We start from the raw sequence: 21,321 nt of genomic DNA, 5'->3' as shown, positions 1-21,321 counted from the left end.
CGTGATCACCGGAAGGCAACATTCATGAGCGGCGCGATGCGCAAGATCGGCGAGTACCTCGGCCTGCTCGAGGACACCGGCCGGTACGACGAGTACGACGGTGAGTACGAGACCCAGGACGTGCCGGCCGTGGCGCCCGCGCGCGCGCCCAAGGTCCGCGAGCCCCGCCCTGCCCCCGTGTCCGACCTCGCCGAGCGGCGCCGCCCCGCGCCCGGGCCCACCGGAGTGGTAGCCGAATTGTCCAAGATCACGACCCTGCACCCGCGCACCTACAACGAGGCGCGCACCGTCGGCGAGAACTTCCGCGACGGCACCCCGGTGATCATGAATCTCTCGGAGATGGACGACAACGACGCCAAGCGTCTCGTCGACTTCGCCGCCGGCCTGGTGTTTGCCACCCGTGGCACCATCGAGCGGGTGACCAACAAGGTCTTCCTGCTCTCGCCCCCCAATGTCACGGTTGCCGCCGAGGACAAGCAGCGGATCGCCGAGGGCGGCTTCTTCAACCAGAGCTAGGACGCCCCCCACGTGCACGTTGCCGGACAGGTCATCGAGGGCCTGCTGTGGTTCTTCATCGCGCTGCTGTGGATCCGCTTCGTCGTGGACTGGGTGCAGGTCTTCGCCCGCTCCTGGACCCCGCGCGGACCGCTGCTGGTGCTGCTCGAGGTGGTCTACTCGATCACCGATCCGCCGATCCGCGCGCTGCGCCGGGTGATCCCGCCGCTGCGCCTGGGCAGCATCGCGCTGGACCTGAGCTTCCTGATCGTGATGATCAGTGCCTATGTGTTGTTGCGCATCAACCGCGGGATCTTCTTCTGATCACGCAAGCGCTATTGTTCGACCGGACAGTTCTACTTACTGCGATCAATGAATGGGTGAGGTCATGCCGCTGACGCCTGAGGACGTGAGCAACAAGCGCTTTACTCCCGTCCGGCTCCGCGAGGGCTACGACATGGGGGAGGTCGACCAGTTCCTCGATGAGGTGGAGGCCGAGCTGGCGCGGCTCACGAAGGAGAACGACGACCTGCGGTCGAAGTTGTCCTCGGTGCAGGCAGGCGGGGCCGCCCAGGCGCCCACGCCGGCCCCGGCTCCCGTGAAGCCGCCGGAGCCGAAGGTCGAGGAGGCTCCGAAGGTCGAGAAGGCCCCCGAGCCCGCCACGGTCTCGTCCTCGGTCGAGACCATCCGCGTCGAGACCGTGCCCCAGGCGTCCAACGCGGCCGCTCGCCTCCTGGAGATCGCGACCCGCAACGCCGACGAGCTCGTCGAAGAGGCCAAGAACGACGCCGACCGCATCGTCGGCGAGGCCCGGACCAAGGCCGAGCGCCTCGAGTCCGAGTCGAAGGGCAAGGCCGACCGCCTCGAGGCCGACGCCCGCACCCGCGCCCAGATGCTCGACTCCGAGACCGCCGAGCGTCGCCAGCAGATGTTCGGCGACCTGGAGAAGGAGCGCGACAAGCTCAACGCGGAGGTCGAGAACCTGCGCTCGTTCGAGCGCGAGTACCGCTCCCGCCTCAAGAGCTACTTCACCCAGCAGCTCGAGGCGCTGAACTCCGGCGAGACCGCCGCGCCGTCCGACGAGCAGCCCGCCCCGAAGCGGCTGCGCTCGATCCTCGGCGAGGACGACGGCTGAGTCGTCCTCCGTGGGGCCTCGGGGCCCCTGATCGCCCACCACGGCCGGCCCTCCGGGGCCGGCCGTGCGGCATTTCGCGGAGTGGCTCCTTTGAGACGGCCCGTTCCAGCGGCTACCCTCCGTCCACACTGTGGCTTCCGCCACGTGTGTCCCGGCCCGAGGGAGGCTGAGTTCGATGGCTCGCAGCACCCGCAAGTCGCTTGCCGGTCAGGCAGCCTCGGCCGCCCGCAAGGTGATCGGCAGGCGCTCGTCGACGACCACCGCCACCAAGGCGCCACCGAAGAAGGCGGCACCGGCCAAGAAGGCAGCACCCGCCGCCACGAAGTCAGCACCAGCGAAGAAGGCAGCACCCGCCGCCACGAAGTCAGCACCAGCGAAGAAGGCAGCACCCGCCGCGAAGAAGGCTTCGCCGGCCAAGAGGGCAGCATCCGCCGCCAAGAAGGCGGCGCCGGCCAAGAAGGCAGCACCCGCCGCCAAGAAGGCAGCACCTGTCACGCAGAAGGCGGTGCCCGCCAAGAAGGCGGCGCCGGCGAAGGCCGTGACGACCAAGTCAGCGCCGGCGAAGAAGGCGGCGAAGAAGACCGTGGCCCAGAAGGCCGCGCCCGCGAAGAAGGCGGCACCCGTGGCGAAGAAGGCAGCGCCCCCCAAGAAGACGGCACCAGTGAAGGCGGCACCCGTGAAGGCGGCACCGACGAAGGCCGTGGCGGCCGGGTCGGCGCCGGCGAAGAAGGCGACCGCGAAGGCGGCGCCGGCCCGGAAGAGCGCACCCACCAAGAAGGCGCCGGTCAGCGCCCTGGTCGTCAAGGAGGACGAGGAGGCCTGGACCAAGGCCGAGCTCGCCGAGGTCCTCACCGAGCTCCACGAGCAGCAGGCGCACAGCTCCGACATCGTGACCAAGCAGGAGAGCGAGCTCTCCGGGCTGATGCGCGATGCCGGCGACGGTGCCGGGCACGACCAGGCCGACCTCGGCGCCACGAGCTTCGAGCGGGACCACGAGCTCACCGTGCTCAACAACGAACGCGACAAGCTCGCCCAGATCGAGCGGGCGCTGGCCCGCATCGACGACGGCACGTACGGCGTGTGCGAGTCCTGCGGCAACCCCATCGGCAAGATGCGGCTCATGGCGTTCCCGCGTGCCACACTGTGCATGACATGCAAGCAGCGCGAGGAACGTCGCTGAGCGACGACACCGTCCCCGGTCCCACCCGATCCACGAGCCCCCGGCGAGCACGCCTGACCGTGCTCTTCGGCGCGGTGGCGGTGGCGGCGTACGCCGTCGACCTCACCACCAAGCTGCTCGCGGTGTCGCGGCTGACCGACCGCCCCGACGTGAAGGTGCTGGGCGACCTCCTGGTCCTCCACCTGACCCGCAACCCGGGTGCGGCGTTCAGCACGGGCACGGAGTACACCGTGGCCCTCAGCTGCGTGGCCATGGTGGCGGTGCTGGTCGTCGTCTACCTGAGCCGTCGCGTCGGCAGCGTCCTGTGGGCCGTCGCCCTGGGGCTGCTGCTCGCGGGTGTGGCCGGCAACCTCACCGACCGGATCTTCCGGGCGCCGGGGCCGCTGCGCGGTCACGTCATCGACTTCGTGATGCTGCCGCACTGGCCGGTCTTCAACGTCGCCGACATGTGCATCAACGTCGCCGCGGCGCTGATCCTCCTGCAGGCCTTCCGCGGGATCCGGATCAACGGCGAGCCCACCTCCGACCGGGAGGCGAAGTCCCGGTGACCACCGCTTCCGACCACCGGGTGCTGCCCGTGCCGGAGGGCCTCGCCGGGGAGCGGGTCGACGCCGCCCTCGCGCGCCTCTTCGGCCTCTCCCGCACCCGCGCCGCCGAGCTGATCGCCGCGGGCCACGTCCTCGTCGACGGGGCCGGCGTCGGCAAGAGCGACCGGGTCGTGCCCGGCTCGATGCTCGACGTGACCATCCCGGCGACGGTGGACCCGCTCGCCGTGGTCCCCGAGATCGTCGAGGGCATCAAGATCATCCACGACGACGACTCCATCGTCGTGATCGACAAGCCGGTGGGGGTTGCGGTCCACCCGTCGCCGGGCTGGTCGGGGCAGACGGTGGTCGGGCACCTGGCCGCGGCCGGGTTCCGGATCGCCACCAGCGGCGCGTCCGAGCGCCAGGGCATCGTCCAGCGCCTCGACGTCGGCACGTCCGGCGTGATGGTGATCTGCAAGTCCGAGCACGCCTACTCGCTGCTGAAGAACGCCTTCCGCAACCGCACCGTCGACAAGACCTACCACGCGCTGGTCCAGGGCCACCCGGACCCGTTCGAGGGCACCATCGACGCCCCCATCGGGCGCCACCCCCGGGCGGACTACAAGTTCGCGGTGATGGCCGACGGCCGACACAGCGTGACCCACTACGAGACCCTCGAGGCGCACCGGTTCGCGAGCCTGCTCGAGATCCACCTCGAGACCGGCCGCACCCACCAGATCCGCGTGCACATGGCGGCGCTGAAGCACCCCTGCGTCGGCGACCTGACCTACGGCGCCGACCCGGTCCTGGCCCGCAGGGTGGGGCTGGAGCGGCAGTGGCTGCACGCCGTACGCCTCGGCTTCGAGCACCCCGACAGCGGCGAGCAGGTCGAGTACGAGTCGTCGTACCCCGATGACCTCGCGCACGCGCTCGAGGTCATCCGTGACGCCCACTGACGGTGCGGCTCCTCTCGGAACCGACGCCGGGCCCGAACCGGTGGTGACCGACCTCTCGGTGCGGCGCGCCGAGCCGGCGGACGCCGCCTCGGTCGCGGGCCTCTACACGCGGGCGCGGGTCGCGGCCGTGCCGATGATGCCGCCCGCCGGGCACACGGGGGAGGAGGACCGCGCCTGGTTCGCCGGGCAGCTGGGCCGTCCCGACCTCGAGTGCTGGGTGGCCGAGCGGTCCGGCGAGCTGCTGGGCTATGCCCTGATCACCCCCGTCTGGCTCGACCACCTGTTCATCCGTCACGACGCGACCGGTCAGGGTGTCGGCACGGTGTTGCTGGACCTGGTCAAGTCGCTGCGCCCCGACGGCTTCTCGCTGTGGGCCTTCGAGTCCAACACCGGCGCCCGGCGCTTCTACGCCCGGCACGGCCTGGTCGAGCTCGAGAGGACCGACGGGTCGGGCAACGAGGAGCGCGCACCCGACGTCCGGATGGCCTGGCCGGGCACCGACCCCGACGGGTTCTTCCGGCTCCAGCTGGCCGATGTCGACGACCAGCTGGCGTCCCTGCGCGACCGCCGCGAGGCGCTGCTGGCGGCCCAGCGGGCCTGCTCGGCGTCGCCCGGGCGCTGAGCACGGACTGTCGGTGCGCCCTGCCATGCTGGACCGCACGGTTCGCGTAGGCTGGCCCTCTTCCCCGAGCTCGAGCCAGGCCACCGGCCGTGGCCGATGCTGCACGCCCGCACACGTCTGACCCCGAGGAGCGCCCGCGACGATGGCGACAGGTTCCCAGGACTCCTTCGTCCACCTCCACGTCCACACCGAGTACTCCATGCTCGACGGTGCGGCGAGGCTCGGGGCGCTGACCGAGCGCGCGGCGGAGCTGGGCATGCCGGCCGTGGCGATGACCGACCACGGCAACGTCTTCGGGGCCTACGAGTTCTACAAGAAGGCCAAGTCCGCGGGCGTGAAGCCGATCATCGGCATCGAGGCCTACTTCGCGCCCAACATCTCCCGCTTCGAGAAGCGCGGCGTGAACTTCTACGACGGCGGCCCCGACGACGTCTCCGCCCGCGGCGCCTACACCCACATGACCCTGCTCTCGGAGTCCACCGAGGGCATGCACAACCTGTTCCGGCTCTCCACCGGCGCCTGGCGCGACGGCTTCTTCAAGCACCCGCGCATGGACCGCGAGCTCCTCGCCCAGCACGGCAAGGGCATCATCGGCACCACCGGCTGTCCCTCGGGCGAGGTGCAGGTGCACCTGCGCTACGGCAACTACGACGCGGCCCGCAAGGCTGCCGGCGACTTCCAGGACATCCTGGGCCGGGAGAACTACTTCCTCGAGCTGATGGACCACGGGCTCCCCATCGAGAACCGGGTCCGCGACGGCCTGCTGCGGCTGGCCAAGGACCTCCAGATCCCGCTGCTGGCCACCAACGACTCCCACTACGTCAACCGCGAGGACGCCCCGTCCCAGGAGCACCTGCTCTGCATCAACTCCGGCAGCACCATGGACATCCCGGCCGGCGACGGCCCGGGCCAGCGCTTCGCGTTCTCCGGTGACGGCTACTACATCAAGTCCGCGGCCGAGATGCGCGAGCTGTGGCGCGACTTCCCCGAGGCCTGCGACAACACCCTGCTCATCGCCGAGCGCTGCGACGTGCAGTTCTCCGAGGCGATCGGCAAGTACATGCCGAAGTTCCCCTGCCCGCCCGGGGAGAACGAGGACTCCTGGCTGGTCAAGGAGGTCGAGAAGGGTCTCCACCACCGCTACCCGGGCGGCATCCCCGAGAAGGTCCGCAAGCAGGCCGAGTTCGAGATCGGCGTCATCACCCAGATGGGCTTCCCCGGCTACTTCCTCGTGGTCGCCGACTTCATCAACTGGGCCAAGGACAACGGCATCCGGGTCGGCCCGGGGCGTGGCTCGGGCGCGGGCTCGATGGTCGCCTACGCGATGCGGATCACCGACCTCGACCCGCTCGAGCACGGCCTGATCTTCGAGCGCTTCCTCAACCCCGACCGCGTCTCGATGCCCGACTTCGACATCGACTTCGACGAGCGTCGGCGCGGCGAGGTCATCAAGTACGTCACCGAGAAGTACGGCGACGACCGGGTGTCCTACATCGTCACCTACGGCACCATCAAGGCCAAGCAGGCCGTCAAGGACTCCTCGCGCATCCTGGGCTACCCCTTCGCGATGGGCGACCGGATCACCAAGGCGATGCCCGCCGCGGTGATGGGCAAGGACGTCCCGCTCCAGGACATCTTCGACCCGCAGCACAAGCGGTACGGCGAGGGCGGGGAGTTCCGCACCCTCTACGACGGCGACAAGGACGTCCAGCGCGTCGTCGACACCGCCATCGGGATCGAGGGCCTCAAGCGCCAGTGGGGCGTCCACGCCGCCGGCGTCATCATGTCCAGCGAGCCGCTGCTCGACATCATCCCGATGCTCAAGCGGCCGGCCGACGGCGCGATGATCACGCAGTTCGACTACCCGACCTGCGAGACCCTCGGCCTGATCAAGATGGACTTCCTGGGGCTGCGCAACCTCACGGTCCTCGACGACGCGGTCAAGAACATCAAGGCCAACCGGGGCGAGGAGGTCGTGCTCGAGGAGCTGCCGCTGACCGACGAGGCGACGTACAAGCTCCTCCAGCGCGGCGACACCCTCGGCGTCTTCCAGCTCGACGGCGGCCCGATGCGGGCCCTGCTGCGCTCGATGCGGCCCGACACCTTCGAGGACATCTCCGCGGTCGGTGCGCTCTACCGACCGGGTCCGATGGGTGCTGACTCCCACAACAAGTACGCCCGCCGCAAGACCGGCCGCGAGCCGGTCGAGGCGATCCACCCCGAGCTGGCCGAGCCGCTCGAGGACGTGCTCGGCGAGACCTACGGGTTGATCGTCTACCAGGAGCAGGTCATGGCGATCGCCCAGAAGCTCGCGGGCTACTCGCTGGGACAGGCCGACATCCTGCGCCGCGCCATGGGCAAGAAGAAGAAGGAGGAGCTGGACAAGCAGTTCGCCGGCTTCTCCGGGGGCATGAAGGAGCGCGGCTACTCCGACGCCGCGATCAAGACGCTGTGGGACATCCTGCTGCCGTTCTCCGACTACGCGTTCAACAAGGCGCACTCCGCGGCGTACGGCCTGGTGTCCTACTGGACGGCCTACCTCAAGGCCAACTACCCGGCCGAGTACATGGCCGCGCTGCTGACGTCGACCAAGGACGACAAGGACAAGTCGGCGATCTACCTCAACGAGTGCCGGCGGATGAAGATCCAGGTACTCCCGCCCGACGTCAACGAGTCGGCGGCCAACTTCACCCCGGTCGGCAACGACATCCGCTTCGGCCTGACGGCGGTCCGCAACGTCGGCTCGAACGTCGTCGACAAGATCGTCGAGGCGCGTGAGGCCAAGGGCCGCTACGAGGACTTCAACGACTTCATGGAGAAGGTGCCGCTGCTCGTCTGCAACAAGCGCCTGATCGACTCCCTGGCGCGGGCCGGCGCCTTCGACGACATGAAGCACAAGCGGCGCGCCATCGTGGCCATCCACGAGGAGGCCGTCGACCGCTACGTCGACTCGAAGAAGAACACCGACACCGGCCAGGACTCCATGTTCGACATGCTGGACGCCGCCGACGTGGGCTCCGCGGGCAACGCTGTCGAGGTGCCCGACCACATGGACGAGTGGGACAAGATGACGCTGCTCAGCCACGAGCGCGACATGCTGGGGCTCTACGTCTCCGACCACCCGCTGCTCGGCCTCGAGCACGTCCTGTCCAACGGCACCGACTGCACCATCGGCCAGCTGATGCTCGACGAGGAGCGCGCCGACGGCTCGCCGATCACGATCAGCGGGTTGGTCACCTCGGTGCAGCGCAAGATCACCAAGCGCGGTGACGCCTGGGGCATGGTCACCCTGGAGGACCTCGACGGCGCGATCGACGTGCTGCTGTTCCCGAGCGCCTGGCAGCTGGCGGGCCACATGGTGGCCGAGGACGCGATCATCACGGTCAAGGGCCGGCTGTCGCGCAGCAAGGACCAGCCCGAGATCATGGGCCAGGAGGTCTCCCTCCCCGACCTGACCGAGGGTCCGTCGGGCCCGGTGGTGATCAGTCTGCCCTCGACCCGCTGCACCGCCCCGGTGGTGGAGCAGCTGCGCGACGTGCTCGGCACCCACCCCGGCATGACCGAGGTCCAGCTGAGGCTGCTCAACCGGAACGCGACTACGCTGATGAGGCTCGACGATCGACTCCGGGTCACGCCGAGCCCCGCCCTGTTCGCCGACCTCAAGCAGCTCCTGGGACCTGGATGTCTGACCAGCTGACCGCGCCCCCGGCGCCCTCCCCGCGTGCCGACCGCGCGCGCTCCACGTGGTCCTTCCTCGCGCCCTACGCGGTGCAGGCGCTCCTCGCGGTGGCGATCCTGGCCGCGGTGGGCGCCCTCGCCGGCGTCCTGTGGGAGTGGTGGTGGAGCCCGCCCGTCGGTGTGGTGGTCCACCACCACTGGCTGCAGGACGAGGAGGCGCTGCGTGGCTCCTTCGACGCCACGGGGACCTACGTGATCGTGGCGGCCGTGGCCGGACTGGTGGGCGGTGCCGCGGTCGCCCTGCTGCTCGACCGCTCCGAGCTGGTGACCCTGGTCGCCGTGCTGGCGGGGTCGCTGCTGGGCGGCTGGCTGATGTACCGCGTGGGCGTCGCCCTGGGCCCCGCCGACCCGCGACCGCTCGCGGCGTCGGCCGCCGACGGCACCCACCTCCCCGCCCGGCTGGTGGTGTCCGGGCTGAGCCCCCGCCGGGTGTTCCCCGGAGCCGCCCTGCTCGGGGTCCTCGTCGTCTTCCTCGGCTTCTCGCGCAGGCGCGCGGCTGGCGGCTGAGAGGGGCTCCCGGCAGGTAGGCTCAGCGCTCGACGACACGACGGCGCCAGGGCCGTCGGCAGCATCAGGGGGTTCACGTGTCCAGCACCTTCCCGCCCGGAGGCCCGCAGGGCCCCGAGTACCTCGAGCAGGGCAGTGGCCGGCTCCCGTCCGAGCCCTCGGGCAAGTCCCGCAGCGGCCGGCGCGGCGCCGTGGTCGCCAGTGGAGCGATCGCCGGCCTGCTGCTCGTCGGCGGCGGCATCTGGGCGGCGACGTGGTACTTCGGTGCCGGCGCCCAGCCGGCCCAGGCCCTCCCGGACTCCACCCTGGGCTACGTCTCGATCGACCTCGATCCCTCCGGGGCGCAGAAGATCGAGGCGGTGAAGATGCTGAACAAGTTCCCGGCGATCAAGGAGCAGCTCGGCGTCAGCACCGACGACGACCTGCGCGAGCGGCTCTTCGACGAGATCCAGAAGAGCGGCGGCTGCGAGGACCTCGACTACGGCGACGACATCAAGCCCTGGCTCGGTGACCGCGCCGCCGTGGCTGCCGTCGACACCGGGGAGGACACCCCGGTGCCGGTGTTCGTGGTCCAGGTCAAGGACGAGGACAAGGCCGACGCCGGCCTGTCCAAGATCCGCGACTGTGCGGCCGGCGAGGGTGGTGACACCAGCGGCGGCTGGGCGATCGACGGCGACTGGGCGGTGATCGCCGAGACCGACAAGATCGCGCAGCAGGTCGTCGACGACGCAGCGGACGCTCCGCTGGCCGATGACGACGACTACAAGAACTGGACCGACGAGGTCGGCGACGCCGGCATCATCAACATGTACGCCGCGCCCGGTGCCGGCGACTACCTCGCCGAGAACTTCGCCGACCTGGGCGGCATGTTCGGCAGCTCCGACTACGCCACGTCGTGCGAGGCGCTGCCCGACGGCTCGACGGACCCGTTCTGCGACGACACGGGCATGGACTCCTCGACCGACACGGTCCTCCCCAGCGAGATGACCGACGCCCTCAAGGACTTCAAGGGCATGGCCGCGACCATCCGCTTCGACGACGGCGCCCTCGAGCTCGAGGTGGCCGGCGACCCGGGCGTGACCCAGAAGCAGCTGTACGCCAGTGACGCGGGCGCCGACGTCGTCTCGACGCTGCCCGAGGACACCGCCGCCGCGATCGGTGTGGGCTTCGAGGACGGGTGGTTCGCCGACGCGGTGGACCAGATGTCGTCGTACTACAACGGCGAGATGAGCGCCGAGGAGATGCTCAGCCAGATGGAGGACGAGTCCGGCCTCGACCTGCCCGACGACGCCGAGACCCTCGCCGGTGACGCGATGTCGCTCTCGATCGGCAGTGACTTCGACCCTGAGACGTTCTTCAACTCCGGCGACGGCAGCGGCGTCCCGGTGGCCGCCAAGATCAAGGGCGACGCCGACGGCATCGAGGGGGTCCTCGACAAGGTGCGCGGCCAGATGGGCGAGGAGGCCAACCTCTTCGGCTCCGACGCCGACGGCGACATGGTCGCGATCGGCCCCGACTCCGACTACCGGTCGCAGGTGCTGGAGGACGGCAACCTGGGCGACTCCGACGTCTTCAAGAACGTGGTCCGCGAGGCCGACAAGGCCAGCGTCCTGATGTTCGTGAACTTCGACGCCGGCGACTGGCTGGTCAACCTGGCCGGCGGCGACCAGGAGGCGACCGACAACCTCGAGCCGCTCGAGGGTCTCGGGATGAGCGCCTGGCAGGAGGACGACGCCGCGCACGCGGTGGTCCGCCTGACCACGAACTGACCCCAGCTTCCCGAACGGGGCGGCGACCCACAGGGTCGCCGCCCCGTTCTGCAGCCCCGCCGTTCCGTCGGTCGAGGAGCGAGCGTGAGCGAGCGTCCCCGCCGGTGGTCGAGCAGCGAGCGCAGCGAGCGAGTGAGTCGTCGAGACCCCGCAGCCGTGGCAGGACAGCGACAGGGGCGACGATTCTGGGCAGCACGGCAGGCCCGATGACCCGGTGGGTGCCGGGTGATCGGGCCTGCTGGTGCTTGGGTGCTCAGTTGGTGTCGAGCCGGATGGTGCCGTGGGGTGTGACGAGGTAGCTGCGGCCGTGGGGTCCGTGCCACTGATAGGTGCCGTCGGGTCGTCGCCGGTATCGCCATCGGCGGCTGGTCTTGGCTCGGTGATGTCGCCGGCACAAGGGTGCGAGGAGGTCGGGTGCGGTCTGGCCCGGTGGTCCGCCGTCGTCGATGGGGACGTAGGGCTCGATGTGGTCCAGGTCGGCGTGTCTGGCGTCGACGGGGCACCAGGGGAAGACGCAGTGCCCGTCGCGGAGGATGACGAGCTCGGCCATCCACGGTGGTGGGTCGTGCTCGTCCACCGCGCGGGTAGAAGCGAGGTCGATGACGGGTTGGATGGTGACCCGGGTGCGGCCGACCCAGTCCTTGATCAGGTCGATGGTGGCCGGGCCGAGCCGCTCGACCGTGCCAGTCGCCGTGCCGGCCCCTTCTCCGTCGGAGCCGAATGTCGGGCAGTTGATGGCGAGGTCGGCGAGGGAGAGGTGGAGGTAGAGCCGGGTCTTGGGCGGCCTTGGCTTCGCGGGGGTAGCGGGGGCTTCGGGCTGCTGTCCGGTGAGGGTGAGGAGGTCGAGGGTGGCCTGTTGGGCGGCGATGACGCCGAGGGCTTTGGCCTTGCGGATCTCGAGGTCGTCCTCATCGCCGAGTGCTTTGAGCTGGGCGGCCTGGTCGCAGACCAGGTCGTGGAAGGCGGTGAGGTCGAGGGTGTCGCCGGCGACGTCGAGGTAGCTGGTGCCGTCGAACTGGCTGGGGTGGTCGTGGCGGAGGGTGACGTGCCAGCCCTGCCGGCCGCGCTTCTCCTTGGCCTCGATGAGGTCGGGGTCGAACTTGGCGATCGCGTGCGCCACGGTCGTCTCGACCGCCTTCCACCCGCACGAGGACAATCGGGGGGCGAGCTGCTCGTCCACGTAGGCCGCGGCGGCCTGGGAGAGCTGGTGGGTGGCCTTGGCGACCTGCCGGGCCTTGTAGGGCTCGACCGCGAGGGCCTGGACGAGGCGCCAGATCCTCGGCAGCCGGAACTGCAGGTCGAGGGCGTCGGCGATCAGCGCCATCCCCACCTGGGTGGAGACCTCCAGGGTCGCGGCGAACGGCTCGGGCGCGAATGCCGCCAACGCCGGCGTCCCCTCCCCACCCAGCGACTCGTCGGTCAGCAGGACGCTGGGTCCGCCCCAGGTCGCCACTCCGGTGTCGGCGGTGGCGGGGTGCAGCACCGCCCAGTGCAGGGCCAGCCGGAGCTTGCCGCGCTCCTCGGCGCGTGCGCCCTGCTTGCGGACCTCGAGGAGCTCGAGCACGCCGCCTGCGTCGAGGTCATCGACCTCGACCGCGTCCCAGTTGGCGTCGGTTTCGAACATGAGTCCATGATCTCACCGACCGCCGACAGTCGACCCCCGGAAAGGGCCCGATCCGGGGGTTCTGGGGAAACCCGAAAGTAAAACTTTGGCCGCTACCGGCTCGGGGTCGCGGTCCTGCTTCGGGTGCCGGGGTCTCGACGACGCTCGCTGGCGCTCGCTGCTCAACCACCGGGGCGGACGGCGAGCCGGGAGGCAAGCTCGTGTCTCGGCGTACCCGTCCCGTAGTTGCCGAGACCGTCACCAGCCACGACCCGCGGGCCCGACGCGGGGGTTGAGGCCCTGCCCGCGCTGCGGGGGTCTCGACGACGCTCGCTGGCGCTCGCTGCTCGACCACCGAGGTGAGGGCTCGCTGGCGCTCGCTTCTCGACCACCGACGGCCGCCCACCGCGAGCCGGAAGTCGGGGAGGCAGTCCGCGCCACGACGTACCTCCCCCGTAGCTGCCGAGACCGCCACCACCCACGCCCCGCAGGGCCGACGCGAACAGCGGGCACTTCCTGCGCCGCGGGTCTGGACGACGCCCGCTGCTCACCCACCGGCGATGGGAGGCACCGAAGCGCTCACGCCCTCCTGATCGCCGCCGTGATCGCGTCAGTCACCCGGACCAGGTCGGCGGGAGAGATCTCGAGGTCCAGGCCTCGTCGCCCGCCGGAGACGAAGACGGTGGGGTGGTCGAGCGCGGTGCTGTCGACGACCGTGGGGTGGGGGCGCTTCTGGCCGATGGGGGAGATGCCGCCGGCGACGTACCCGGTGGCGCGCTCGGCCGCGGCGACGTCCGCCATGGCTGCCTTGCTGCCGCTCAGCGCGCGAGCCAGGGCCTTCAGGTCCAGCTGACCCGAGACGGGCACCACCGCAACCGCGAGCCGGCCGTCGACGGAGGCCATCAGGGTCTTGAAGACGCGCGCGGGGTCCAGGCCGAGGGCCTCGGCGGCCTCCAGCCCGTAGGACTCGGCGCGTGGGTCGTGGGCGTACTCGTGCAGGGTGAAGGGGATGCCCGCGCGGGTGAGCGCGACCGTGGCCGGTGTCCCGCCGGCTGACTTCTTCGCCATGCCGGGAGCCCTCAGTTGGGGGACCAGCGGGTCCGCGCCACCTCGGTGGCCGGCAGGGACGGGATGACGTTCATCGCGCGCAGCTCGCCGCGCAGCAGCTCGGTGACCATGACCAGCCGCTCCGCGGCGTCCTCGGCCTCGAGCAGCGCCTGCCGCTCGTGCATCGGCAGGGGAGCGACCGCCGCGAGCGTCCAGGAGAGGTAGCCGGGGTCCTTCGGCAGGCTGCCCGTGTAGGGGTCGCTGCGGATGTCGGTGAGCGCCATGCGGTACGCCGAGAAGGTCGCCCGCGCCCGGTCCAGGATCTCCTCGGGGACGTGACCCGGGGTCTCCGGCCGCTCGACGACGTGCCCGACCGGGAAGGTGCCGGTGGTGTCCAGCCGCTGCAGCTCGATCCGCTCCAGCCCGACGGCCACGATGTCGAAGGTCCCGTCGGGGTGCGGCTCCACCTCGGTGAGCTGGACCCGGCAGCCGACGCGGTAGAGCGACTGCGCCCCGTGGTCGCCGACCTCGTAGCCCTCCCGGATCCCGACCGAGCCGAAGACCCGGTCCGCCGGGTCCTCCACCCGCAGCAGGTGGTGGACCAGCGCGCGGTAGCGGTCCTCGAAGATCGTCAGCGGCACGCTCACGCCGGGGAACAGCACCGCGTTGAGCGGGAACATCGGCAGGGGAGCGGTCACACAGCCAACCTAGGGCACGCGGGGGCATCGTCCAGCCAACGTCGCGGGTTCGGTCGCGGCGCGCCGCCCTCGTAGAATCGGACCCATGATTCGCCGGATCGACCTGCGTGGAGCCGCCGCCGACGGCGCGGCTCCCGTCGACTACCGCGCCGCCGTGCCGCGCGCCGAGTTCGACGTCGAGGCCGCGATCCATGTCGTCCGCCCGATCTGCGACGCGGTCCGCGACCGCGGCGTCGAGGCGATCGCGGAGTTCAGCGCGAAGTTCGACGGCGTCGAGCAGACCGACATCGCCGTCCCGGCCGAGGCGATCCGACGGGCCCTCGACGAGCTCGACCCGGCCATCCGCGCCGGGCTCGAGGAGTCGATCCGCCGGCTGCGCGCCACCTGTGAGGCCGAGCTCGAGCGCGATGTCGTCACCGACCTCGGCCCGGGCGCCCGGGTCACCCACCGCAAGGTGCCGGTCCAGCGGGTCGGTCTCTACGTGCCCGGCGGCCTCGCCCCGCTGGTGTCCAGCGTGGTCATGAACGTCGTGCCCGCCCAGGTCGCGGGCGTCGAGTCCATCGCGTTGACCTCCAGCCCCCAGAAGGCCCACGGCGGCCTGCCGCACCCGACGATCCTCGCCGCCTGCGCGCTGCTCGGCATCGACGAGGTGTACGCCGTCGGTGGCGCCCAGGCGATCGCGATGTTCGCCTACGGCGCCGGCCCCTGCCGCCGCGTCGACCTGGTCACCGGGCCCGGCAACATCTACACGGTCTCGGCCAAGCGGCTGCTCAAGGGCCTGGTCGGCATCGACTCCGAGGCCGGGCCGACCGAGATCGCCGTCCTCGCCGACGACACCGCCGACGCCGCGCACGTCGCCGCCGACCTGGTCAGCCAGTCCGAGCACGACCCGATGGCCGCCAGCGTGCTGGTCACCCCGTCCGAGCGCCTCGCCGACGAGGTCGAGGCCGAGCTCGACAAGCAGGTCTCGGTGACCCGCCACGCGGAGCGGATCCGCACGTCCCTGGCCGGCCGCCAGTCCGGCATCGTGCTGGTCGACGACGTCGAGCAGGGCCTGGAGGTCGTCAACGCCTACGCCGCGGAGCACCTCGAGATCCAGACGGCCGACGCGTCGGCGGTCGCCGCCCGGGTGCGCAACGCCGGCGCGATCTTCGTCGGCTCCTACGCCCCGGTGAGCCTGGGCGACTACTGCGCCGGCTCCAACCACGTGCTGCCCACGGCCGGGTGCGCCTGCCACTCCTCGGGCCTGTCGGTCCGCGCCTTCCTGAAGTCGGTGCACGTCATCGACTACACGCGCGAGGGCCTGGCCGAGGTCGCCGATCACGTCGTCACGCTGGCCGAGGCGGAGGACCTGCCCGGCCACGGTGCGGCGGTCCGTGTCCGCTTCCAGGGCTGACGCCATGGGTGAGTTCCCACCGCTCCGCGAGGAGCTGCGCGGTCTCGCGCCGTACGGTGCCCCGCAGCTCGACGTGCCCGTCCAGCTCAACGTCAACGAGAACCCCTACGGACCCTCGCCGGAGTGCGTCGCCGACATCGCCACCGCGGTGGCCGAGGCCGCGGGCACGCTGAACCGGTACCCCGACCGCGAGTTCACCGAGCTGCGCGAGGCGTTGGCGGCGTACCTCTCCCGGGATCTCGACGGGGCTCGATCGACGAAGTCACGGATCGCGCCCGAGCAGGTCTGGGCCGCCAACGGCTCCAACGAGGTGATGCTGCAGCTGCTCCAGGCCTTCGGTGGCCCGGGGCGGGTCGCGCTGAGCTTCGCGCCGACGTACTCGATGTATCCCGAGTACGCCCGCGACACGATGACCGAGTGGGTCCAGGGCCGGCGCGAGGACGACTTCTCGCTCGACCTCGACCGGGCGCGTGCCCTGATCGAGGAGCGCCGCCCCAGCGTCGTGCTGCTGCCCTCGCCCAACAACCCCACCGGCACGGCCCTGCCTCCCGAGGCGGTCACCCTGCTGTGCGAGGCCGCGGCCGGGCACGACGGGATCGTGGTCGTCGACGAGGCGTACGGCGAGTTCCGCCGCAGCGGCACGCCCAGCGCGCTGGAGCTGCTGCCCGAGCACCGCAACCTCGTCGTCAGCCGGACCATGAGCAAGGCCTTCGCGCTCGCCGGGGCGCGGGTCGGCTACCTGGCCGCGGCGCCGGAGATCTGCGACGCGATCCGCGTGGTGCGCCTGCCCTACCACCTCTCGGCGGTCACCCAGGCCGTCGCGCTGGCGGCGCTGCGGCACGCACCGGAGCTGCTCGGCAAGGTCGACGAGCTGCGCGCGGAGCGGGACGCCACCGTGGCCTGGCTGCGCGGCCAGGGGCACACGGTCGCCGACACCGACGCGAACTTCGCGCTGTTCGGCACCTTCGCCGACCGCCATGCTGTCTGGCAGGGGCTGCTCGGCCGGGGCGTGCTGATCCGCGAGGTCGGCCCCGAGGGATGGCTCCGGGTGTCGATCGGCACCCCGGAGGAGATGGACACGTTCAAGAAGGCGCTCGTCGCCGTCACGGAGGAAGGACTCACATGAGCTCCCAGGGATCGGGCAGGGTCGCACGGATCGAGCGGCAGACCAGCGAGTCCAAGGTGCTCGTCGAGGTCGACCTCGACGGCAGCGGCCGTCACGACATCTCCACGGGCGTCGGGTTCTACGACCACATGCTCACCGCCTTCGCGCGGCACGCGCTGGTGGACCTGACCGTCCAGACCGAGGGCGACACCCACATCGACGCCCACCACACGGTCGAGGACACCGCGATCGTGCTCGGCCAGGCGCTGCGCGAGGCGCTGGGGGACAAGAAGGGCATCCGCCGCTTCGGCGACGCCACCGTCCCGCTCGACGAGGCGCTCGTGCAGGCCGTCGTGGACGTCTCCGGGCGCCCCTACTGCGTGCACACCGGCGAGCCGGACGCCCAGGCGTACGTCGCCATCGGCGGCGACTCGGGCCCGGCCTTCCAGGGCTCGCTGACCCGGCACGTGTTCGAGACGATCGCCTTCCACGCGCACCTCGCGTTGCACGTCCGGGTGCTCGCCGGCCGCGACCCGCACCACCTCGTCGAGACCCAGTTCAAGGCCTTCGCCCGCGCCTTCCGCGACGCGGTCGCCCTCGACCCGCGCGAGACGGGCGTCCCCAGCACCAAGGGCACGCTCTGAGCCCCCGGGTCGTCGTCCTCGACTACGGGTCGGGGAACCTCCGCTCGGCCGTGCGTGCCGTCGAGCGCGCCGGCGCCGAGGTGACCCTCACGGGTGACTTCGAGGCGGCCCTGGAGGCCGACGGGCTCCTGGTCCCCGGCGTGGGCGCGTACGCCGCGTGCATGGCCGGGCTGCGCGCGATCAAGGGCGACCGGATCATCGGCCGCCGGCTCGCGGGCGGCCGGCCGGTGCTCGGCATCTGCGTGGGCATGCAGGTGCTGTTCGCCCGCGGCGTCGAGCACGGGGTCGAGACCGAGGGCTGTGACGAGTGGCCGGGCGTCGTCGAGCGGCTCCGGGCGCCGGTCGTGCCGCACATGGGCTGGAACACCGTCGAGGTCCCGGCCGGGTCGCGCCTCTTCGAGGGCATCGAGGGCGAGCGGTTCTACTTCGTGCACTCCTACGGCGTGCGCGAGTGGACCCTGGAGACCAACGACCGCACCCGCGCGCCGCTGGTCACGTGGGCCGGCACGGGGGAGCCGCAGGACGGCGGTGACCGGTTCGTGGCCGCGGTGGAGAACGGCCCGCTCACCGCGACCCAGTTCCACCCCGAGAAGTCCGGCGACGCGGGCGCGGCGCTGCTGCGCAACTGGGTCCGGACCCTCGGGTGAGCAAGGAACGCCAGGCCCGTCGCGCCGAGCGCGAGCGCGAGGCCGCGATCAGGGCTGCCGCCCGGGCCCGCGAGGAGGAGCGTCGGCAGCGTTCGCTGGCCCGCCGCCGGGCGCTGACCGGCTGGCTGCCGAGCCCGCGGCGGACGCCGGGGCTGCTGGCCCAGCGCCGGCGCCGTGAGCTGACGTTCACGATCTGCCTTCTGGTCGCGGTCAACGTCCTCGTCTGGGTGGTCACGCCCGAGTGGGGGCTACGGATCCTGGCGGTGATGGTGAGCCTGCTCGTGGCGCCCGTGATCCACACCCTGCTGTTCCGCCGGCGATGAGACCCGGCGCCGACGTACCCGACCCCATACCTAGGATTTCCCCCATGGCTGACTACCTCGAGCTGCTGCCCGCCGTCGACATCGCCGGGGGCCAGGCCGTCCAGCTCGTGCAGGGCGTCGCCGGCTCGGAGAAGCGGTTCGGCGACCCGGTCGAGGCCGCGCTGCGCTGGCAGGAGGCCGGCGCGGAGTGGATCCACCTCGTGGACCTCGACGCCGCCTTCGGCCGCGGCCACAACCGCGAGCTGCAGGCGAAGATCGTCGGCACCCTCGACATCCGCGTCGAGATGAGCGGCGGCATCCGCGACGACGAGTCGCTGGCCGCCGCGATGGCGACCGGCTGCCGTCGCGTGAACATCGGCACCGCGGCGCTCGAGCAGCCGGAGTGGTGCGCCCGGGCGATCGCGGAGTACGGCGACCGGGTGGCCGTCGGGCTCGACGTCCGCGGCCGCACGCTCGCCGCCCGTGGCTGGACCCGCGAGGGCGGGGACCTGTACGACGTGCTCGCCCGCCTCGACTCCGAGGGCTGCGCGCGGTACGTCGTCACCGACGTCAACAAGGACGGCATGCTGCAGGGCCCGAACCTGCAGCTGCTCAGCGACGTGTGCGCGGCCACGGACCGGCCGGTCGTCGCCTCGGGCGGCGTCACCACCCTCGACGACATCCGGGCCCTGATGTCGCTGGTGCCCGAGGGGGTCGAGGGTGCGATCGCGGGGACGGCGCTCTACGAGGGCCGGTTCACCCTCGAGGACGCGCTTGCCCTCACGAGGCCGGTCGCGCCGTGAGCCTGGCGGTCCGGGTCATCCCGTGCCTCGACGTCGACGCGGGGCGCGTGGTGAAGGGGATCAACTTCAAGGAGCTCCGCGACGCCGGTGACCCGGTGGAGCTGGCCCGCACCTACGACGCCGAGGGGGCCGACGAGCTGACCTTCCTCGACATCTCCGCCTCCCACGAGGGCCGCGCCACCACGATGGACATCGTGTCGCGCACCGCCGAGGAGGTCTTCATCCCGCTCACCGTCGGCGGGGGAGTCTCCAGCGTGGCGGACGTCGACCGGCTGCTGCGGGCGGGAGCGGACAAGGTCGCGGTGAACACCGCCGCGATCAACCGGCCCGAACTGGTGGCCGAGATCGCGGACCGCTTCGGCAACCAGGTGCTCGTGCTCTCGGTCGACGCACGCCGGGTCTCGACAGGCTCGACCAGCGATTGCCCGTCGGGGTTCGAGGTCACCACCCACGGCGGGCGCAAGTCCGCCGGCCTCGACGCGATCGAGTGGGCCGCACGCGCGGCCGAGCTCGGTGCCGGCGAGATCCTGCTCAACGCCATGGACGCCGACGGCACCCAGGACGGTTTCGACCTCGACCTGATCCGCGCCGTGCGTCGCGAGGTCAGCATCCCGGTCATCGCCTCGGGCGGCGCCGGTCGCGTGGAGCACTTCGCGCCCGCTGTCGAGGCGGGTGCGGACGCGGTGCTCGCCGCGACGGTGTTCCACTTCGGCACGCTCCGGATCGCCCACGTGAAGGCCGCGCTCGCCGCGTCGGGCCACCCCGTGCGCTGACCGCCTCGGGTCAGTGGCTCAGAACGGGCCGCCGAAGTTCGGGCCGCTGGGGTTGTTGTAGTTCTCGACCTTGCCCTGGAAGGTCTGCACGTCGCTTCGGGCCTTGCGGTCGCTGATGCCGCCGCGACGTGGCCAGAAGGCGTACGCGCCCAGGCCCACGACGACCACTGCCACCAGAATCCACCAGAACATGTGCTTCCCCCGCTCATCCGCCGATCGGCTGCTGCCAGCGTATCCGCGTGCGAGCCGACGACCCGGGAGCTTCCCGGCGCGGTGTCACCCGCCGAGCAGCTCCAGCGGCACGTCGTACAGCCGTCGTCCCTCGGGGTGCGACACCCACAGGTGACCGTCCTGCAGGACGGCGTCGACGTTCTCGGTCGTCCTCGGCTGCGCGTCGAGCACCAGCTCGCCGGTGACCTCCTGCGTGCGGGCGTCGATCGTCCACACAGTCGGGCCCTGCTGGCCGACGACGTAGACCGTGTCTCCGTCAGCGACCACGGCGTCGGCGGTCGCGAGGTCGGGGAGGTCCGCCACCGGCGCCAGCGTCCGGGCGTCGAGCCCGACCACCCGTCCGTCGGTGGTGCAGGCGACCCAGAGCACGCCGGCGGCCTCCACCAGTCCCTGCGGTGACGTGCAGCCCGCGACGTCGCGGGTGGTCGCCCCACCTTCGGCGACCCGTGTCACCGACCCGGCGACGTAGCTGCTCACGTAGACGCCGTCCGGTCCGGCCGTGACCAGCCGCGGCCCGATCCCGACGTCGACCGCCTCGCCCGGCTTCCCGGTGGCGGGGTCCAGCGGCAGCACCCGGTCGCCGGCCTGGTCGACCACCCAGACGCGCTCGCCGTCGTACGCCAGGCCCTCGGGCTCGCTGCCGGCGGGCCGCAGCGTCGTACGCCGGTCGACCTCGCCGGTGCCGGGGTCGACGCGGACCACCGTCCCGTCCCCGATCACGCTGACCCACACGCCCTCGGGGGTGCCGACCAGCCGCAGCGGCAGCGACCCCACCTTCACCGTCCGGTCGCGGGACGCGAGCACCCGCCCGGCGTCGGGCAGTGCCGCCCAGACGTCCGCGCCGACCTCGGCGAGCCCCACCGGGCGGTCGTCGAGCTCGGTCACCGCCACGCCGTCCGGGACCGTGGCGGTGCTGTCCTCATCGGTCGGCTCGGCCGGGGTCGCCGGTGCATCGGTCGGAGTGGCGTCGCCGTTGCTGCATCCTCCGAGCAGCAACGACCCGACCAGGGTCGGCCCGACCAGGGCGGCGACCAGCGCCGGGACACGGGCGGGGACACGCGATGCGGACGGGGTGAGAGGGCCTCCCATGGACCGACCGTACGGCTCCCGGACCTCGGGCGTCCGGGACTCGCGGTCACGGTT

Annotated in this window: 22 protein-coding genes; 17 read left to right on the top strand and 5 right to left on the bottom strand. The window is 71.5% G+C overall.

The annotated features are described in order from the left end of the window. Positions 1-24: 24 nt before the first annotated feature. From ACZ43H_RS10695 to ACZ43H_RS10650, 10 genes are all read left to right on the top strand, one after another. Positions 25-516 carry a cell division protein SepF gene (locus ACZ43H_RS10695; RefSeq protein WP_379185185.1) on the top strand — a complete coding sequence of 164 codons (492 nt, stop codon included), beginning with the start codon at positions 25-27 and terminating at the stop codon, positions 514-516. A 12-nt stretch (positions 517-528) separates the two neighbouring features. After that, complete coding sequence (locus tag ACZ43H_RS10690; protein WP_379185187.1) at positions 529-819, top strand: YggT family protein; 291 nt, start codon at positions 529-531, stop codon at positions 817-819. Between the two features lie 64 nt (positions 820-883). After that, the gene (locus ACZ43H_RS10685; RefSeq protein ID WP_464590115.1) at positions 884-1,630 is read left to right on the top strand and encodes a DivIVA domain-containing protein; all 747 of its coding nucleotides are present in this window, start codon (positions 884-886) and stop codon (positions 1,628-1,630) included. Positions 1,631-1,805: 175 nt separating this feature from the next. After that, positions 1,806-2,810 carry a TraR/DksA family transcriptional regulator gene (locus ACZ43H_RS10680; RefSeq protein WP_464590113.1) on the top strand — a complete coding sequence of 335 codons (1,005 nt, stop codon included), beginning with the start codon at positions 1,806-1,808 and terminating at the stop codon, positions 2,808-2,810. Further along, positions 2,783-3,358 (top strand): signal peptidase II, encoded by a 576-nt coding sequence (gene lspA, locus ACZ43H_RS10675; RefSeq protein WP_464590111.1) that lies wholly within the window; start codon positions 2,783-2,785, stop codon positions 3,356-3,358. Before ACZ43H_RS10680 ends, lspA begins: the two co-directional genes overlap by 28 nt. Continuing rightward, positions 3,355-4,293 (top strand): RluA family pseudouridine synthase, encoded by a 939-nt coding sequence (locus tag ACZ43H_RS10670; protein ID WP_464590109.1) that lies wholly within the window; start codon positions 3,355-3,357, stop codon positions 4,291-4,293. The genes lspA and ACZ43H_RS10670 overlap by 4 nt, the downstream gene beginning before the upstream one ends. Next, positions 4,280-4,915 carry an N-acetyltransferase family protein gene (locus tag ACZ43H_RS10665; RefSeq protein WP_464590107.1) on the top strand — a complete coding sequence of 212 codons (636 nt, stop codon included), beginning with the start codon at positions 4,280-4,282 and terminating at the stop codon, positions 4,913-4,915. The genes ACZ43H_RS10670 and ACZ43H_RS10665 overlap by 14 nt, the downstream gene beginning before the upstream one ends. A 142-nt stretch (positions 4,916-5,057) precedes the next feature. After that, on the top strand, positions 5,058-8,612 hold the full coding sequence (dnaE, locus tag ACZ43H_RS10660; protein WP_464590105.1) for a DNA polymerase III subunit alpha: 3,555 nt from the start codon (positions 5,058-5,060) through the stop codon (positions 8,610-8,612). Beyond that, positions 8,597-9,160, top strand: a complete 564-nt coding sequence (locus ACZ43H_RS10655; RefSeq protein WP_464590103.1) for a hypothetical protein — start codon at positions 8,597-8,599, stop codon at positions 9,158-9,160. The genes dnaE and ACZ43H_RS10655 overlap by 16 nt, the downstream gene beginning before the upstream one ends. A gap of 77 nt (positions 9,161-9,237) precedes the next feature. Beyond that, entirely contained in the window at positions 9,238-10,929 is a 1,692-nt protein-coding gene (locus tag ACZ43H_RS10650; protein ID WP_464590101.1) for a DUF3352 domain-containing protein, read from the top strand. Positions 10,930-11,182: 253 nt separating this feature from the next. Here the strand turns inward: ACZ43H_RS10650 and ACZ43H_RS10645 are convergent, their stop codons facing one another. The 3 genes from ACZ43H_RS10645 to ACZ43H_RS10635 all read right to left on the bottom strand — a co-directional run bounded on the left by ACZ43H_RS10645 (position 11,183) and on the right by ACZ43H_RS10635 (position 14,277). Further along, a complete protein-coding gene (locus ACZ43H_RS10645) occupies positions 11,183-12,553 on the bottom strand; it encodes an HNH endonuclease signature motif containing protein (protein WP_464590099.1) in 1,371 nt (456 codons plus the stop codon). Between the two features lie 558 nt (positions 12,554-13,111). Continuing rightward, a complete protein-coding gene (gene ybaK / locus ACZ43H_RS10640) occupies positions 13,112-13,600 on the bottom strand; it encodes a Cys-tRNA(Pro) deacylase (protein ID WP_464590097.1) in 489 nt (162 codons plus the stop codon). Positions 13,601-13,611: 11 nt separating this feature from the next. Further along, on the bottom strand, positions 13,612-14,277 hold the full coding sequence (locus ACZ43H_RS10635) for an LON peptidase substrate-binding domain-containing protein (RefSeq protein WP_464590095.1): 666 nt from the start codon (positions 14,275-14,277) through the stop codon (positions 13,612-13,614). Positions 14,278-14,362: 85 nt separating this feature from the next. On the opposite strand from ACZ43H_RS10635, the gene hisD reads away from it, so the two are divergent. Genes hisD through hisF form a run of 7 tightly spaced genes read left to right on the top strand, consistent with a single transcriptional unit; the run spans position 14,363 to position 19,947 of the window. Then, positions 14,363-15,673, top strand: a complete 1,311-nt coding sequence (gene hisD / locus ACZ43H_RS10630; RefSeq protein WP_464590093.1) for a histidinol dehydrogenase — start codon at positions 14,363-14,365, stop codon at positions 15,671-15,673. Positions 15,674-15,677: 4 nt separating this feature from the next. After that, the gene (locus ACZ43H_RS10625) at positions 15,678-16,799 is read left to right on the top strand and encodes a histidinol-phosphate transaminase (protein WP_464590091.1); all 1,122 of its coding nucleotides are present in this window, start codon (positions 15,678-15,680) and stop codon (positions 16,797-16,799) included. After that, positions 16,796-17,422 carry an imidazoleglycerol-phosphate dehydratase HisB gene (gene hisB, locus ACZ43H_RS10620; RefSeq protein ID WP_379180004.1) on the top strand — a complete coding sequence of 209 codons (627 nt, stop codon included), beginning with the start codon at positions 16,796-16,798 and terminating at the stop codon, positions 17,420-17,422. Before ACZ43H_RS10625 ends, hisB begins: the two co-directional genes overlap by 4 nt. Beyond that, on the top strand, positions 17,419-18,069 hold the full coding sequence (gene hisH / locus ACZ43H_RS10615) for an imidazole glycerol phosphate synthase subunit HisH (protein WP_464590794.1): 651 nt from the start codon (positions 17,419-17,421) through the stop codon (positions 18,067-18,069). Before hisB ends, hisH begins: the two co-directional genes overlap by 4 nt. Next, positions 18,066-18,392 carry a hypothetical protein gene (locus tag ACZ43H_RS10610; protein ID WP_464590088.1) on the top strand — a complete coding sequence of 109 codons (327 nt, stop codon included), beginning with the start codon at positions 18,066-18,068 and terminating at the stop codon, positions 18,390-18,392. Before hisH ends, ACZ43H_RS10610 begins: the two co-directional genes overlap by 4 nt. 44 nt (positions 18,393-18,436) lie before the next feature. Then, a complete protein-coding gene (gene priA / locus ACZ43H_RS10605) occupies positions 18,437-19,174 on the top strand; it encodes a bifunctional 1-(5-phosphoribosyl)-5-((5-phosphoribosylamino)methylideneamino)imidazole-4-carboxamide isomerase/phosphoribosylanthranilate isomerase PriA (protein WP_464590086.1) in 738 nt (245 codons plus the stop codon). Further along, positions 19,171-19,947, top strand: a complete 777-nt coding sequence (gene hisF / locus ACZ43H_RS10600; protein ID WP_464590084.1) for an imidazole glycerol phosphate synthase subunit HisF — start codon at positions 19,171-19,173, stop codon at positions 19,945-19,947. Before priA ends, hisF begins: the two co-directional genes overlap by 4 nt. A gap of 18 nt (positions 19,948-19,965) precedes the next feature. Here the strand turns inward: hisF and ACZ43H_RS10595 are convergent, their stop codons facing one another. Together ACZ43H_RS10595 and ACZ43H_RS10590 are read right to left on the bottom strand one after the other, a co-directional pair. After that, complete coding sequence (locus tag ACZ43H_RS10595; protein WP_464590082.1) at positions 19,966-20,139, bottom strand: hypothetical protein; 174 nt, start codon at positions 20,137-20,139, stop codon at positions 19,966-19,968. Between the two features lie 84 nt (positions 20,140-20,223). After that, on the bottom strand, positions 20,224-21,267 hold the full coding sequence (locus tag ACZ43H_RS10590; RefSeq protein ID WP_464590080.1) for an NHL repeat-containing protein: 1,044 nt from the start codon (positions 21,265-21,267) through the stop codon (positions 20,224-20,226). Between the last annotated feature and the right edge of the window lie 54 nt (positions 21,268-21,321).

It is taken from the genome of Nocardioides sp. DN36, from assembly GCF_055380375.1.
The sequence above is the reverse complement of the archived record's forward strand: the minus strand, read 5'-3'. Positions and strand labels throughout refer to the sequence as shown.

Bases quoted from the DNA above. Each gene is read 5' to 3' on its own strand.
- ACZ43H_RS10695 (WP_379185185.1), top strand. From the start codon at position 25: ATGAGCGGCGCGATGCGCAAGATCGGCGAGTACCTCGGCCTGCTCGAG.
- ACZ43H_RS10685 (WP_464590115.1), top strand. From the start codon at position 884: ATGCCGCTGACGCCTGAGGACGTGAGCAACAAGCGCTTTACTCCCGTC.
- ACZ43H_RS10680 (WP_464590113.1), top strand. From the start codon at position 1,806: ATGGCTCGCAGCACCCGCAAGTCGCTTGCCGGTCAGGCAGCCTCGGCC.
- lspA (WP_464590111.1), top strand. From the start codon at position 2,783: ATGCAAGCAGCGCGAGGAACGTCGCTGAGCGACGACACCGTCCCCGGT.
- dnaE (WP_464590105.1), top strand. From the start codon at position 5,058: ATGGCGACAGGTTCCCAGGACTCCTTCGTCCACCTCCACGTCCACACC.
- ACZ43H_RS10655 (WP_464590103.1), top strand. From the start codon at position 8,597: ATGTCTGACCAGCTGACCGCGCCCCCGGCGCCCTCCCCGCGTGCCGAC.
- ACZ43H_RS10645 (WP_464590099.1), bottom strand. From the start codon at position 12,553: ATGTTCGAAACCGACGCCAACTGGGACGCGGTCGAGGTCGATGACCTC.
- ybaK (WP_464590097.1), bottom strand. From the start codon at position 13,600: ATGGCGAAGAAGTCAGCCGGCGGGACACCGGCCACGGTCGCGCTCACC.
- hisD (WP_464590093.1), top strand. From the start codon at position 14,363: ATGATTCGCCGGATCGACCTGCGTGGAGCCGCCGCCGACGGCGCGGCT.
- ACZ43H_RS10625 (WP_464590091.1), top strand. From the start codon at position 15,678: ATGGGTGAGTTCCCACCGCTCCGCGAGGAGCTGCGCGGTCTCGCGCCG.
- hisB (WP_379180004.1), top strand. From the start codon at position 16,796: ATGAGCTCCCAGGGATCGGGCAGGGTCGCACGGATCGAGCGGCAGACC.
- priA (WP_464590086.1), top strand. From the start codon at position 18,437: ATGGCTGACTACCTCGAGCTGCTGCCCGCCGTCGACATCGCCGGGGGC.
- ACZ43H_RS10595 (WP_464590082.1), bottom strand. From the start codon at position 20,139: ATGTTCTGGTGGATTCTGGTGGCAGTGGTCGTCGTGGGCCTGGGCGCG.
- ACZ43H_RS10590 (WP_464590080.1), bottom strand. From the start codon at position 21,267: ATGGGAGGCCCTCTCACCCCGTCCGCATCGCGTGTCCCCGCCCGTGTC.